Source organism: Chromobacterium paludis (assembly GCF_008275125.1).
Lineage (GTDB): Bacteria > Pseudomonadota > Gammaproteobacteria > Burkholderiales > Chromobacteriaceae > Chromobacterium > Chromobacterium paludis.
This window is the reverse complement of the sequence record NZ_CP043473.1, coordinates 1,903,682-1,918,295: the sequence shown is the minus strand read 5'-3', so window position 1 is coordinate 1,918,295 and position 14,614 is coordinate 1,903,682. Positions and strand designations below refer to the sequence as shown.

At 63.4% G+C, this 14,614-nt stretch carries 10 protein-coding genes and 2 pseudogenes; 9 read left to right on the top strand and 3 right to left on the bottom strand.

Annotation, left to right across the window (positions count from 1 at the left end; genetic code table 11):
- Positions 1-10: 10 nt before the first annotated feature.
- From FYK34_RS20700 to FYK34_RS08725, 3 genes and pseudogenes are all read left to right on the top strand, one after another.
- Positions 11-2,311 carry a hypothetical protein gene (locus FYK34_RS20700; protein ID WP_196782667.1) on the top strand — a complete coding sequence of 767 codons (2,301 nt, stop codon included), beginning with the start codon at positions 11-13 and terminating at the stop codon, positions 2,309-2,311.
- Entirely contained in the window at positions 2,308-2,859 is a 552-nt protein-coding gene (locus FYK34_RS08730) for a cob(I)yrinic acid a,c-diamide adenosyltransferase (protein ID WP_149296008.1), read from the top strand. Before FYK34_RS20700 ends, FYK34_RS08730 begins: the two co-directional genes overlap by 4 nt.
- 150 nt (positions 2,860-3,009) lie before the next feature.
- Positions 3,010-3,123, top strand: a pseudogene (locus tag FYK34_RS08725) (IS5/IS1182 family transposase); the annotation flags it as partial.
- Between the two features lie 53 nt (positions 3,124-3,176).
- Here the strand turns inward: FYK34_RS08725 and FYK34_RS08720 are convergent.
- Together FYK34_RS08720 and FYK34_RS08715 are read right to left on the bottom strand one after the other, a co-directional pair.
- Positions 3,177-3,398: pseudogene (locus FYK34_RS08720) on the bottom strand (transposase); the annotation flags it as partial.
- 256 nt (positions 3,399-3,654) lie between these two features.
- On the bottom strand, positions 3,655-5,052 hold the full coding sequence (locus FYK34_RS08715) for an OmpP1/FadL family transporter (protein WP_149296006.1): 1,398 nt from the start codon (positions 5,050-5,052) through the stop codon (positions 3,655-3,657).
- A 160-nt stretch (positions 5,053-5,212) separates the two neighbouring features.
- Here FYK34_RS08715 and FYK34_RS08710 point away from each other — a divergent pair, with 160 nt between their 5' ends.
- Genes FYK34_RS08710 through FYK34_RS08690 form a run of 5 tightly spaced genes read left to right on the top strand, consistent with a single transcriptional unit; the run spans position 5,213 to position 13,106 of the window.
- Positions 5,213-8,176: a molybdopterin-dependent oxidoreductase gene (locus tag FYK34_RS08710; protein ID WP_149296005.1), complete on the top strand. Its 2,964-nt coding sequence runs from the start codon at positions 5,213-5,215 to the stop codon at positions 8,174-8,176.
- The gene (locus FYK34_RS08705; protein WP_196782665.1) at positions 8,173-9,354 is read left to right on the top strand and encodes a VOC family protein; all 1,182 of its coding nucleotides are present in this window, start codon (positions 8,173-8,175) and stop codon (positions 9,352-9,354) included. Before FYK34_RS08710 ends, FYK34_RS08705 begins: the two co-directional genes overlap by 4 nt.
- 14 nt (positions 9,355-9,368) lie before the next feature.
- Entirely contained in the window at positions 9,369-10,346 is a 978-nt protein-coding gene (locus tag FYK34_RS08700) for a fumarylacetoacetate hydrolase family protein (protein ID WP_149296004.1), read from the top strand.
- The gene (locus FYK34_RS08695; RefSeq protein WP_149296003.1) at positions 10,343-11,242 is read left to right on the top strand and encodes a 4Fe-4S dicluster domain-containing protein; all 900 of its coding nucleotides are present in this window, start codon (positions 10,343-10,345) and stop codon (positions 11,240-11,242) included. Before FYK34_RS08700 ends, FYK34_RS08695 begins: the two co-directional genes overlap by 4 nt.
- The gene (locus FYK34_RS08690; protein WP_196782663.1) at positions 11,232-13,106 is read left to right on the top strand and encodes an acyl-CoA synthetase; all 1,875 of its coding nucleotides are present in this window, start codon (positions 11,232-11,234) and stop codon (positions 13,104-13,106) included. Before FYK34_RS08695 ends, FYK34_RS08690 begins: the two co-directional genes overlap by 11 nt.
- Positions 13,107-13,108: 2 nt before the next feature.
- On the opposite strand, the gene FYK34_RS08685 is transcribed toward FYK34_RS08690, so the two are convergent.
- Positions 13,109-13,771: a TetR/AcrR family transcriptional regulator gene (locus FYK34_RS08685; protein WP_168209689.1), complete on the bottom strand. Its 663-nt coding sequence runs from the start codon at positions 13,769-13,771 to the stop codon at positions 13,109-13,111.
- Between the two features lie 120 nt (positions 13,772-13,891).
- Between FYK34_RS08685 and FYK34_RS08680 the strand changes: the two genes are divergently transcribed.
- Positions 13,892-14,542 carry a TetR/AcrR family transcriptional regulator gene (locus FYK34_RS08680; RefSeq protein WP_149296000.1) on the top strand — a complete coding sequence of 217 codons (651 nt, stop codon included), beginning with the start codon at positions 13,892-13,894 and terminating at the stop codon, positions 14,540-14,542.
- The last annotated feature ends 72 nt before the right edge of the window (positions 14,543-14,614 follow it).

Genomic DNA, 14,614 nt, shown 5'->3' with positions numbered 1-14,614 from the left:
CGGATTCAATTTGCCGGTCCTGACTGAGGTGGTGGAAGAACAGCCGGTGCCCACGCTGGCCGAAGAGGCCGTCGAGGTGCCGGAGTTCGATTTCTCCAGCGAACTGGACCTGCTGGCGCACGAGCTGGCGGATGCCCCTGCCGAAGGCGGCGTGGCGCTGGAAATTCCGGAGCTGACGCTGGAGGATTTGTTGGCGAGCGAAGCGCCGGCCGCCGCGGCAGAGCCGCCGGCGCTGGACTTCAGCGCCTTGCCCTCGCTGGAATTGACGGATGTCGGCTCGCTCGACGAGCCGACCGCGCTGGACTTTGTGCTGCAGCCGCGCGAACCGGCGGCCGGGCTGGAAGCGTTTGTCGACGCCAAGGATGTCCAGCTTACGCCCTTCCCTGATCTGGCAAGCCCGGCCAGCGAGTTAGCTGAGCCGTCCCCCTCCGAGCCAAGCCTGCCGGCCGAGGATGAACTGAGCTGGGACGATGTCGTGGCTGCAGCCGCGCAACTCCCTCCCGTCGAATCCATTTCCACTGAGGAACCGGCGCCATCGCCCGCACCCGAGGCGGGAGCGCTTGTCGAATCGTTGGACATCGAGTCTGAAGCGATCATGCTGCCGCCAGAGCCAGAGCCAGAGCCAGAGCCAGAGCCAGAGCCAGAGCCAGAGCCAGAGCCAGAGCCAGAGCCAGAGCCAGAGCCAGAGCCAGAGCCAGAGCCAGAGCCAGAGCCCGAATCCGAATCCGAATCCGAATCCGAGCAAGCGTCGGTTGCAGAGGCCGCTTCGGCGCCATTTGTTTCCATCTCGCTGGATAGCTTGCCCAGCGGCGTGCTGGGCGGCGGCATAGGACGCGAGCCGGCCCCGGAAACCGGACTGGAATGGCTGAACGATTTACCCCGGCCGGAGAGTCCGTCTGTCGCGGAGCCGGAGCCGACAGCGCCTTCGCTGCAGGATGTGTTGCAAGAGGCGGAGCGCGTGTTGGCGGAAGAGCGCGCGCAGTTGGCCGCCAAGGTGGAGTCCGAGCCGATCGCCGGGCCTGGGCCGGTGGCGGCGGATGCGCAGGAAACGCCAGAGCAGGATGAAGGGCAGACGGTGGCCGCGCTGGCCGATGAACTGGACGCGTTTGGCCAGTTTGCTGCAGACGATGAGCCTGAGTCGCAGCCGGAGGCGGCGAGCGAGGCGCAAGCCTTGGCCGTGTCCGCTCCGGACGTGGCCGATATTCCCGAGGCGCCGGTCGAGCAGGCGCTCGTCGAGGAAGTCCGCGCGCCGGAGCCGGCTGACGATGTCATGCCGCACGCTTCTCCGGCAGGCGATGAGCACAGGGCGCTCGCCGTGCCGGATGGCCAAGCCGCCTTGTCCGACCCAGGCGCCTTGCTAAGCGAGGAAGCGGCTGCGCCTTTGCCGGATCTTGACGTTGAAATGGCTGGTGCGCCGGATGCCGAAAGGGCGGCGGAAGAGGCCGCGTTTGCTGAACCGAGCGAAGACGCGGCCGCGCAGCCTCTGTCCGTCGTGGATGAAGCTGCCGTGGCAGTGACGGCTGAGGCCACGAAAACCGTGGCAGCGCAGGTCTTGTCCGAAGAGCCTGCGGACGCAGAACTGGCCGCCGAATTGGCAGATCATGGTGCCGTTACGACCGCGGAACCGCCGTCTGCATTTGAGCCGGTGGCGCCGCCGCAGCATGAGCCTGAGCCGCAAGCGCAGACTGCGGTGGAGCTGGGGGGCGATGCGATGGCCGGCGCGGACGCGGTGTCGCATGCTGAGCCGGACGCCTTGGCGGACGACGCGGGTTTGCCGCCGGGTCTGCTCCAGGGCTTGACTCATGACGAAACGTCGGACGAACCTGCGACCGCAAGTCCAGCCGCCGACGCCGACGCTTGGGCCGAGGGCGTGTCAGATTTGTACGAGGCCGTGCCGGCGCCGGCGCGCTTGCCCGACGAAGATATGCCGGCCTTGTCTGGCCTGTTGCAGCGGGGACAAGCCCATGCCGCGCCCACCCAGGATGCAGCCGCGGCTGCGGCGTCCGCGGTGTCCGTGGTGCAGGTGGCCGCCTTGACCTCCGCCGCTGCGGCGCCGGTTCGGTCTCCTCCGCCGCTGGATGAGCAGGCGTTGTACCAGGCGCTTTACGACAAGATGCTGCCGCGCATGAAGGTGGAGCTGTCGCTATGGCTGCAGGACGCGATTGAAGTCCAAGCCAAGCAGATGCTGTCCGGCATGATGCACCAGCTGAAGGAAGATTACGAAATGCTGTTCGGCGACGCGCTGAAGGATAGCCTGCGCCAGGCATTGAACGACGCCGGAGTCGGCGCGAAGGATGAGGATGCTTCATGAGTGATAGATTATCGGAAATAGTCACCCGTACCGGGGATGACGGCTCCACCGGCCTGGGCGACGGCAGCCGCGTGGCCAAGGACAGCGCGCGCATTCAGGCCCTGGGGGATGTGGACGAGCTCAACTCCGTCATCGGCGTGCTGCTGGCCGACCCGCTGCCGGAATCGATCACGCAATGGCTGGCCGAGGTGCAGCACGATCTGTTCGATCTAGGCTCGGAGCTGGCCGTGCCAGGCTACAGCGCCATCCAGGACAGCCACGTGCAGGCCCTGGAGGCTCTGGTGGCCTTCATGAACGAGGAGCTGGGTCCGCTCAAGGAGTTCATCCTGCCGGGCGGTCTGCGCAGCGCGGCGCTGGCCCACCAGGCGCGCTCGGTTTGCCGCCGCGCCGAACGCGCCGTGGTTGCCCTGGCGCGAGAGGAGGGGATCTCCCAGCCGCTGCGCCGTTACCTGAACCGCCTGTCCGATTTTCTGTTCGTGCTGGCGCGCTATCTCAATCGAGAAGGCGGGGTGGCCGATGTGCTGTGGAAGCCGGGGCGCGAGCGCTGATGCTTCACGTTGCTTAAAGCAAGAATATCGGCTGGTACGTGCTGCCATCTTGAACCGCTTCAGCATGCTGGGCGGTCCGTGCACGGTGGCGTAAATCCGTTTGGGGAAAGGGGGGCCTCTCCCTGTTCCGGATTTGTGCAACAGCGCCGTGAGAGGGTGATGGCCCGGTGTTTCGATGGCGAAGTGGCAGAGCGGCAGGTACGTGCTGCCATCTTGAACCGCTTCAGCATGCTGGGCCGTCCGTGCACGGTGGCGATGGCGTAAATCCGTTTGGGGAAAGGGGGGGCTCGCCCTGTTCAGGATTTATGCAACAGCGCCGCACGCAGACGAGAGAGCTCCATCTGCTCGGACGTGATCGGCTTGCCCGTGCCGCCGGTCAACTTGCCGGCCTTGTGGGCTTTGCACCAGTTGGCGAGCGTCTGCTCGGCAATGCCCAGTTCACGGGCAACCTGGGCCTGAGGTTTGCCTTCAGACTCAACTTGCCGGACGGCTTCTTGTTTGAATTCGGCGATGTAACTTTGCCGTGGAATCTTGTACATCGGAACCTCCGTATGCCAGTTTACCTGGCTACGCTTGGTATCCGAAATCTGCGCCCAACCTCAGAGAATGACTTATCCGACTTCACGCATTGCACCTGATTCTTGAAACCGCCCTGTTTAAGTCATCGGCAAGCGGGCAAGCCTTGCAAGAAAAAACCAGGATCAACCATGGGGAAGGGGTAGCACAGGGCATGCATTCTGGGTGCGCCATCGCTATTGATGTGTGACTGACTGTCGGGATGGAGGGGCCTCGGCCTCAGAATCGGTGGGTCAATCCCAAGCCTAGCAAATTGACGTGGGTGTGGTATTGCCCCGTCAGGGTGCCAGGCGTGCCATTGTTGGCTAGGTAGTCGTCATCGGTCCGATTGACTGGGGCCTCTTGCAGTTTCAAATAGCTGTAGGCCAGGTCCACGGTGTCGCGCGCGGTGAGGCGATAACTGGCGCCCAACGAGTACATCTGGCGGTTCGCGTCGGGCAATACGGTGAGGGCGTAGTTGGCGCCCGTGGTTGGCGACTGGTCATACATATAGCCCGCACGCAGCGTCCAGCGGCTGTTCAGCAGAAAGTCAGCACCCAGCGAGGCGCGCCAGCTGTTGCGCCATGCCGTCTGATAAACAATTTTGCGGTCCGGCAACAGGGCGGTGGGCATGTCGATTTCAACGTCTTGCAAATGATCGTGCCGGATCCAGCTCAAGTCGCCCATCAGGGACCAGCGCGGCGTCATGGGGCGGAACAGGCTGAGCGACAGGCTTTCCGGCGTGGTGACATCTATCGACGCCTTGCCATCCGCCAGGGCGGTGCAGAGGCCGGCATTGACGGGGGAGGCGGCCCCGCCCGGCAGGGCGTCCGGCAAGGTGAAGCGGGCATCGCCGTGCAGGGTTTGCCGGATGCGCGAGCGATAGGCGAGTCCGATATGCGTGCCGTCTTCATTGGCGAACAGGTAGCCTGCGTTGAAACCATAGCTCCAGTTGCTGCCGGTGACGCGGACCCGGGCATCGGGCAAGCCGGTGTATGCCGCCGCGCCGGCTTGGCAGGTGGCGGCGCCGTTGCCGCTGCTTTGGCACAGACCATAGGCCAGAGAGGCAAGGTCCTGATTCTTGCCCAGCTCCATGTCCAGGTACTGCGCGCTGAGTCCCAGCCCCACACTCTGGCGGTCGCTTAAGCGGAAGCCTAGCGAAGGGTTGATGTTTAGCGACTTGAAGTCGACATGATTGCCGTAATAGCGGCCGATGAAATTATCGTCATAGCTGATCTTCGCCCCATACGGCACGAACAGGCCCAGTCCTAGGGTCAGCTTGTCATTGATCTGATGCGACAGATAACCATGCGGGATGGCCGCTTGCTTGGCATAGCTGCCGCCGGCATCGGCCGGCGCAATGGCCAGGCCGTCAGCGGTGTTCCCCGCGCGGCTGCTGAAGTGGGAGTGCGGGTCAACGGCCGTGGCGCCCAGCGTGAGCTGCGTGCCGCTCAGCCAGGTCAGACCGGCCGGATTATAGAAAATGGTCGAGGGGTCGGCAGCCTCGGCCGAACTGGCGTTGGCGCTGCCCTGCGCGCGCACGCTTTGCACGTCAAATTGGTAGCCAGAGGCCCAGGCTGATTGTCCTATGCCGCTTGCAGCCATGGCGGCGAGCAGGGCGCATGAACGCTTTCTCATCTCTTCCTCCTGATTATTTGGCGCCGTCTTTGCGACGTGTAGTTAATTTTCAGTAATTGAACTTTTTTGTCAAGTTGACATTTGTGTTCAATTTTACGAGACTGAATTGATCCGGCTCAGACCGGGCGCTCGTGAAACGCCATAAAAAATGAGGAGAAGCATGAAGCGTGCACTACTGAAGGGCATCTTGCTGGGATTGTCCGCCGCGCTCACGGTGACTGCTGCCCGCAGCCGCGACTTCCGCAAGCGGCTGCGACAACGCAATCTGGTGGCGCAGATCTGTCTGAAAGACGGCAGCATAGGGAGGTATTACTGCCTTCGCGGCGGCAAGGTCCGCTCTTTTGCCGGCCTGCACCCCGCACCGGACGTCGCCATCGTGTTTCATGACGTGGCTACCGCTCTCGACTTCATGAAACCGCCGGCGGATCAGACCAAGATCGTCCATGCGGCCAAGCACTTCAAGGTCATGGTGCAGGGGCGGGATGATTTGGTGGTCTGGTTCATGCAGCTCATGAACACGCTGCAGACGGCAACGCTGCAGATGGGTTTGCCCCAGCGCGACGGCAGCCAGCGCTATTGCACCACGACCAATGGCGGGCCGCTGTTTGTCTACGTGAAAGAGGGGCGAATCGTCCGCACCACGCCCATAGACCTGGATGAGAGCGACGCGCCCAGTTGGACCATTCATACCTTGAAGCGGAGCTTCACGCCGCAGCGCCGCGCGACGGTCAGTCCGCACGCGCTGGCTTTGCGCTCCATGGTCTATGCGGAAAACCGCCTGCTCTATCCGATGAAGCGCGTCGATTTTGACCCGCATGGCGAACGCAATCCGCAAAACCGCGGTAAATCCGGCTATGTGCGCATCAGCTGGGAAGAGGCGCTTGACCTGGTGGCTGCCGAGATCAAGCGGATGAAGCGAGAGCACGGCCCCGGCGCGGTGGCCATCTACCACAGCTCCCACCATCAGTGGGGCAATGTCGGTTATTACCTGTCGGCTTTGCAGCGCTTTGGCAATTTGATCGGCTATACCCGGGTGCATCTGAACCCGGACAGTTGGGAGGGATGGTATTGGGGCGCCCAGCACCATTACGGCAACAGCATGCGGCTGGGCACCCCGGGGGCCTATGGTCTGGTGGAGGATTGCCTGCAGCAGTGCGAGCAGATCGTGTTCTGGTCCAGCGACCCGGAAACCACCAGCGGCTGTTACGCCGGTTCCGAAGGCACGCAGCGGCGCCTCTGGGCCAAGGACCTCGGCATCGAATTCATCCACATCGATCCGCATTGCAACCCGACGGCGCAATTGCTGGGCGGACGCTGGATTCCCTTGCGGCCGGGAAGCGATTCGGCTCTGGCATTAGCCATCATGCAGGTGTGGGTCAGCGAGGACCTGTACGACCGCGAATATGTGGCGAGCAAAACCACTGGTTTCGACGAGTGGCGGGCTTATCTGCTGGGCGAGAGCGACGGCGTCGCAAAAACGCCGGAGTGGCAAGAGGAAGAGACCGGCGTGCCTGCGCGGGATGTCCGCGCCCTTGCGCGACAATGGGCCAGGCGCAAGACTTATCTAGCGGCGGGCGGAGGCGGGCAGGGGCTGGGAGGCGCCGGCCGCAATCCCACCGGCACCCAGTGGGCGCGCTCCATGATTCTGCTGATGGCGATGCAGGGTTGGGGCAAGCCGGGCGTCAACTTCGGCAATCTGCAAATGGCCACGCCGCTGGACATGACTTTTTATTTCCCCGGTTATGCCGAGGGGGGGATTTCCGGCGACCTGCACTGGACGGCGACGGCCATCAGCAACTACAACCGCATGCCGCATGTGCTGAGCATGAACCCGGTCAAGCAGATGATTCCGCGGCAGAAACTGGCCGACGCCATCATCGAGGGCAAGAGCACGGGGTATTACTGGGACGGCGTCTCGCTGGAGGCCCAATTCGTGCCTTTCGAGTATCCGCTGCCGGGCCATTCGCGTGTGCACATGTTGTATCGTTACGGTGCGTCTTCGTTTGGCACGATGGCCAACTCCCAGCGCATGGTCGAAGCCTATCGACATCCGTCGCTGGAGTTCGTGGTCAACCAGTCCATCTGGGATGAGGGCGAGACTCAGTTCGCAGACGTGATCCTGCCTGCCTGCACCATGCTGGAGCGATGGGATATCGGCGAGTGGGCAGGCGCCGGCGCCTATGGCCACCATATCCAGGAACAACTCAACCACCGCATGATCGTGATGCAGCACAAGTGCATCGAGCCGCTGGGGGAGTCGAAGTCGGATTACCAGATTTTCCTGGAAATCCTGCAAAGAATGGGGCTGGGCGCGGTGTTTTCCGAGGGATGCGGTGAGCTGGACTGGTGCAAACGCGTGTTCGACTCTTCGGACCTGCCCCTCCATATCAGCTGGCAGTCATTTTTACGCAAGGGCTATTACGTGGTACCCGCGCCCTCCGAGGCGCAAAGAGAGCCGGCCTATTTCCGTTGGTATGCCGAAGACCGCCACAAGGACGTGCCGGAACCTCTGCCCTTGCCCTCGCAATATGCGGATGCCTTCGGCAAGGGGCTGCAGACCCCATCCGGCAAGATAGAGTTCTCCGCCACCACGCTGCGGCGGGCTTGCGCGGACAATCCGGAGCGGCAGGCGCTCAATCTCTATATTCCTTCGCCGGAGGGGCCGGTGGACAGGGAGCGCTTTGCGCGTTTTCCGCTGCAGCTCTTGTCCAGCCACCCGCGTTACAGCTTCCACACCTATAGCGACGGCAAGAACAGCTTCGTCAACGAGCTGGCGGCGCATCGCATCCTGAAAGACGGACACTACTACTGGGTCTTGCGCATCAGTCCGCAGGACGCCGCAGCGCGGGGCATCGCCCATCACGATCTGGTGCGCGTGTTCAACGAACGCGGCGCGGTGCTGTGCGCAGCTGAAGTCACGCCGCTGATCGCGCCGGGCATGTTGAAGGCCTTCGAATCCAGCGCGGTGTACGACCCGATTCCCGACCGTGACGGCGGCATGATAGACCGCGGCGGCTGTGTCAACCTGCTGACGTCTCCGCGGCCCATCGTCAAGGGCAGTTCGGGTATGGCGTCCAGCAACTGTTTGGTGGAGGTGGAAAAATGGATGGAGACTGCAGCATGACCAGTTTGCACGCGATGAATGCCACGCTGCGCGAGGCGATGGACGAGGCACCGTTTCCGTCCATCCTGCCGGAGTGTCCAGAGGACAGGCTGCCGGCCTTTGTGCAGCCGGTGCAGCGGCCTCCGGCCTTGGTAAATGCGGACGCGCTGGCTTTTCTGATTTTCGAGCGGCCCGATCTCGATCGCAGCGCCAGCTTTCTTCTCGACTTCGGCCTGCAATTGATCCGATGCGATGCGGATGTCATGTATTTTCGCGGCGGCGCCAGCCCGGCTTGCTGCTATGTGCTGCGCCGCGGCAAGACCGCGCGCTTCGTCGGACTGGGACTGGAGCTGGCCGATCCGAATGGCCTGGATGTCTTAATTCAGCAAGCGGGAGCATTTCCGGTCGACCATTTCGAGATGCCGGGCGGGGGACGGGCCGTGCGCCTGACCGACCCACTGGGACATGAGGTATGGGTGTTGGCGGGACGCGACCACGGGCAGGCCGGACCGCTACTGGAGAGCCGTCCGCCGGTCAATACCCCCGTGGATTCGCCGCGCGTGAACGCTACGGTGCGCCCGCGTTTTGGCGCTGCCAGCGTGGCCAAGCTGGGTCATGTGGTGTTCCAGGCCACGGATTTTAACGGTTTGACCAATTGGTATATGCGCCACTTCGGCCTGCTGCCTACTGACGTGCTGTATCTGCCTGATGGCAGTCCAAACTTGATTTTTTTCCGCTTTAATCGCGGAGGGACGCCAGCCGACCACCACAGCATCGTGATCGCGGGCGGGCTGGTCAACCGCTATGAACACAGCGCTTACGAAGTGCAGGACCTGGATGCGTTGGGGCAGGGCAGCCAGTATCTGCGGGCCCGAGGCTGGCAGCACGCTTGGGGCATAGGCCGGCATTCGCTGGGCAGCCAGCTGTTCGATTACTGGTTCGATCCATACGGAGCGGAGCATGAGCATTACGCCGACGGAGATCTGTTCACTGCCGATCACGCGCCGCGCTACAGTCCGATGAATGCCGCAGGCGTCTGGATGTGGGGGGACGATGTGCCGCCCCATATGCTGCCCAAGCCGAATCTGACTACCTTGTGGCGCGCCGCCGGCTTGTTGTTACGCGGCAAGCTGAGCCTGGTCCGACTCAAACTGCTGGGCGCGGCGCTATCTGCGCCGGCGCGGCCCTGGATGAAATGAGGAGAGAGATGGCAATGGCATTGACGATAGTGCGTTTCAAGCAAGCCGACGGCGAGCCCGGCTGGGGCGTTTTGTACGGAGACCGGGTGGCGCGGCTGAGCGGCGACTATGCCTCGACGGGGGACTTGATTGAGCATGGGCTGGCGGAGGCGAGCGCGCTTACGCCCGCACGCGCGGACTTGCAACTGGAGACCTTGGAGCTGCTGGCGCCGGTCACCGCCAATCAGCAGTTTCTCTGCCAGGGTCTTAATTACCGCTGCCATGTGCGCGAATCGGGCATGGATCCCGACAAGATACCGTTCAATACCCTGTTCACCAAGGCACCTTCGTGCATCATGGCGGCCCGCGGCGACATCGCGCGGCCCGGCCATGTGCGACTCCTGGATTATGAAGTGGAGCTGGGCGTGGTATTGCGGCGCCGCATCGATGGCCCGGTCGCCATCCACGAGGCCAATCTGCATGAGTATGCCGCCGCGCTGACCCTGGTGAACGATATCAGCGCGCGCGACGTCCAGTTGCCGCAAACTCAGTTCTACAAGGGCAAGAGCTATCGCGGTTTCGGCCCCGTTGGCCCTTATCTGGTGTTTCCGACGCCGGAAGAATGGCGCCGCCTGGGCGAGTTGCGCTTGCGCTTGGCGGTGAACGGCGAACTGCGCCAGGACAGCTACTGCCGCGAGATGATCTACCAACCGGCGCAGACGCTGACCGAACTGGCCGGCATGCATGACCTGTTCCCTGGCGATTTGCTGGCCACCGGCACGCCGGCCGGCTGCGCGGCGGTGGCGCCCAAGAGCAAGGTATTGACGTGGGCGTTGAGGGCGTTGATGTCGGAGCGACGCAAGTGGGCGCTGTTCCTGAAGGCGCAACAAGGCAATCGGCGCTATCTGCGGCCGGGCGATGCCATGGTGGCTTCCATCCGCACCGACGATTGTAGGCTAGATCTGGGTGAGCAACATCACCGGATCGTGGCGGCGCAGGGAGCGGCGCCATGAAGAAGTGGAATCTGATCATCGACGTCGAGCGGTGCCATAACTGCGGCAACTGCGTGCTGAGCAATCAGGACGAGCATGTGGGCAATGATTATCCGGTCTATGCGGCGTCACAGGCGCGCGGCGGGGCGTGGATACGCATAGAAAGCACGGCGCGAGGCATGCCGCCCATGGTGGACGCAGCCTATCTTCCCCTCATGTGCAATCACTGCGACGACGCCCCTTGCGTGGCGGAGGGCAAGGGAGCGGTGAGGAAGCGTGCCGATGGGATTGTCATTATCGATCCCGTGCTGGCCAAGGGAAGGCGGGATCTGATGGATGCCTGCCCTTATGGATCCATGCACTGGAATGAGGAGCGGGCGCTGCCGCAAATCTGGATCTTCGACGCGCATCTGCTGGACCAGGGCTGGCGAGAGCCTCGCTGTTGCCAGGCCTGTCCCACCGGCGCCATGCAGGCGGTGAAACTGTCCGATGAGGAGATGGGCGCCCGCGCGAGCAAGGAAAAACTGGAGGTGCTGCAGGCCGAATGGGGTACGCGCCCGCGCGTCTATTACCGTCATTTGCACCGTTTTACCCAGTGTTTCCTGGGAGGCAGTGCGGTGAGCGGCGCGGGGAGCGCGGCCGAGTGCGTATCTGGGGGCGAGGTGGCCTTGATCCGCGACGGCGCCGTGCTGCAGAGGACGAAGACGGACGGATTCGGCGATTTCAAGTTTGACGGTCTGCCGCGCGACAGCGGGCGTTATCGTGTGGAAATCCGTCACCCGGTATATGGTGAGGCCTGTCTGGATGTCGAATTGGGCCTCAGCCTTTATCTGGGCGCGGTCCGCCTGCAGCGCCGCTTACCGGATCCCCGTCCTGACCGCCCCTTTTCACAGCCGGAGCTGCAAAGTGAATCCTGAACAAGCCATCCGCAATCTTGCCGATATCGAACGGCTGGAGTCCGTGGCGCTGGAGCAGCGCCTGGCCGGCCTGGACTCCTGTTACGATGTCTTCAAACGGGCGGCCGCGACGCGCCCGGATGCCGTCGCGCTGCGTTTCCTGCCCAAGGGCAGCGTCGATGAGCGCGCGCAAAACATCAGCTACAGCGAGCTGTTCGCCAACATCACGCGGGCGGCAAACCTGTTTCACGAGTTGGGTGTGCGGCCGTCCGATGTGGTGTCGTATCTCTTGCCCAATTTGCCGCAAACGCATTACGCGCTATGGGGAGGCCAGGCGGCGGGCATTGTGAACGCGATCAATCCGCTGCTGGAAGCGGAGCAGATCGCCGCCTTGCTGAACGAAGTGTCCTGCAAGGTGCTGGTCACGCTTGGGCCTGCTGCAGGGACCGAGCTGTGGGCCAAGGTCGCGCAGTTGCGCAACAGGGTACCTTCATTGCAGGCCATCCTGCTGGTCGGCGAGCCGGCTTCGTCAAAGGCTGGCCTTTCGTTCGAGGACGAACTGGCCAGGCAGCCGTCGGATAGGCTGTTGAGCGGCCGCCGCATCGCACGCGAAGACTTGTGCGCCTATTTCCATACCGGCGGTACCACCGGCATGCCCAAGATCGCGCGGCACCGCCACGGCAATCAGCTGGCCAATGCCTGGTGCGGCACGATGGCCGTAGACATGGGGCCCGACGATACCTTGCTGTGCGGCCTGCCGCTGTTTCATGTCAATGGCGTCATCGTCACAGGGTTGGCCCCTTTCATGGCCGGAGCCTGCGTCTTGCTGGCCGGACCGGCGGGCTATCGCCACCGCGCCATGCTGGAGCAGTTCTGGCGGCTGGTGGCTCGCTACCGCGTGACCGCCTTCTCGGCTGTGCCCACCGTGTATGCGGCCTTGATGAGCGTGCCGCGCGGAGAGGCGGATCTGTCCTCGCTGCGTTTCGGCATCTGCGGCGCGGCACCGATGCCGGCGTCGCTGATCCGCCAGTTCGAACAGGCTACCGGGATTCGGATACTGGAGGGTTATGGCCTGACAGAGGGCACGTGCATCAGTTCGATCAATCCGCGAGACGGCGAGCGGCGGGTCGGCTCGATAGGTTTGCGCATACCGTACCAGCAGATGCAGCCCATCGTCCTGGACGAGCAGGGCGGCTATGTGCGCGATTGCGAAGTGGACGAGATCGGCGTGCTGGCGATACGAGGCCCCAATGTGTTTGCCGGCTATCTGGAGGACGAGGCCAATCGCCGGCTGTGGGCCTGCGACGGCTGGCTCAATACCGGAGACTTGGCGCGGCGCGACGCGGACGGATATTTGTGGCTGACCGGGCGGCAAAAGGAGCTGATCATACGCGGCGGCCATAATATCGATCCGGCGATGATAGAGGAGGCCCTGATGCGCCATCCGGCGGTACAGTTGGCCGCGGCGGTGGGGAAGCCCGATCCTTACGCCGGGGAGTTGCCGGTGGCGTACGTGGAGCTGCGCGCCGGGCAGAACGTCGATGTCGATGCCTTGCTGGAATGTGCCCGCGCGGGCATTCCGGAGCGCGCGGCGGTGCCGGGCGAGATCATTGTGCTGGAGCGGCTTCCCCTGACGGCGGTGGGCAAGGTTTTCAAGCCGCAGTTGCGTCATGATGCGAGCCGGCGGGTGCTGCGCAACCTGTTGCAGCCCTGTCTGCGACGAGCGGGCGCATGGGAGGTGGAGGTGGGGCCACATCCGGTGCATGGCGTGTTCGCCCGCATTTCGCTGGCGGCGCCGCCCCCGCTGCGCCAGCCACTCGCGCAAGAAATCGATGCGCTGATGTCCGGCTTCAGTCTGCGCTATGAGGTGGTGTGGATGGACTAGCGTTAGCCTCCGGGCAGCGAGACCGGGGGGCGGCGCATGGCGGGCAAGGGGCGAGTCAGCGCCGCCGCAATGCTGGCCGGCTCCACGCCCAGTCCCTGCAGCACGATTCCGGCGATGTCCTTCACATAGTCGGGCGGTGCGTCGCCGCTGGCGTGGCCGCGCATGGCCAGGATCAGCGTGCCGGTGAGCAGGTCTAGCGCCACGCGCTCGCTAGGGAAGCGAAAGAGACCGCTTTGCTTGCCGGCGCGCAGGTCCCGGCGCACGGGGTCAAGCGGCAGGTCCTGAATGAATTCCGGTCGTGCCACGAAGGCGGCCCAGGCCGGATCGTGCGCGGCCTTGTGCAGCCAGAGCTGAAGGCCGGTGCTCAAGCGCTGCAGCGGATCTTGCTGGTCACCCAGCTCAATCTCTATCGATTCGATGAAGTCGGCACTGAGCCATTCCACCGTGGCCTTGGTTAGCTCGGTGGTGGTGCGGAAGTAGTTATAGAAAGTGCCGCGGGCGATTTGCGCCTCCGCGATGAAGTCATCGATCAGAGGCGCCTCCGCGCCTTTGCGGGCGAATACGCGTAGCGCGGCCTGCAGGATTTTCTGTCGCGTGCGCTCTCGCCGCTGCTGGCCGACGAGAGTGCGGTGGTTGATGGGTTTGGCGTCGGGGGTGTTGTGCATGGGGCGGTGGGATTCTAGCGATGGATAAGGCTGATCGTAATCGAAACTGACGATTTTGTCAGAACGACGCCTCTTGTCTTCCTGATAGACAAGAGGCGTCATGAGCAAGGAGTGGCAAGCATGGAAAACAAGCGTCGTTGGCAGCGCAAGAAAGAAGCGAGGCCGAAGGAGATTTTAGAAGCCGCCTTCCGGCTTTTTGCGGCCAAAGGCTTTCACGCCGTGAGAATGGAGGATATCGCGGAGCTGGCCGGCATGAGCAGCGGCACGGCTTATCTGTATTTCGGCGGCAAGCGCGACATATTCACCAGCGCGGTGCGGCTGCGCCTGGCCGGCAGCTTTCGCTGGTTGGATGAGGTGGCTTCGTCGGAGGCGTTGGGCGCGCGGGAGCGCTTGCGGGGCGTGGTCCGGCAGTTCAATGATGCGACGGGCAGCGCGGAGTTCGCCGTCTTGTGTCGTTTGCTGATCGCGGAAGCCTGCAGTTTTCCGGAGTTGACCCGGCTGTTTGTCGAAGATGTGATCCAGCGCATGCGCGCGGCCATCGCCTGCATCTTGCTGGATGGCATCGCCTGTGGCGAACTGGCTCCCACCGATGCGCATGCGACCGTCGATGTCTTGATGGCGGCCTCTCTGACCGGTCTGCTGTGGCAGGCGCCGTTTGCTTCGCTATGGGGAGGGCAAAGCGGGGCCCGCGATGCGGGACGGCAGTGGCGCGGAACCCTGGATGCGCTGATCGAAGGACTGGCCTTGCCGGCGCCATGTCACGCCGCATAAGCGCCAGACGGCCATTCTTGTCATTTGTTTAAAGACCCATCCTTCAGGCTACTGCCGCATTCAGGCCTTTCA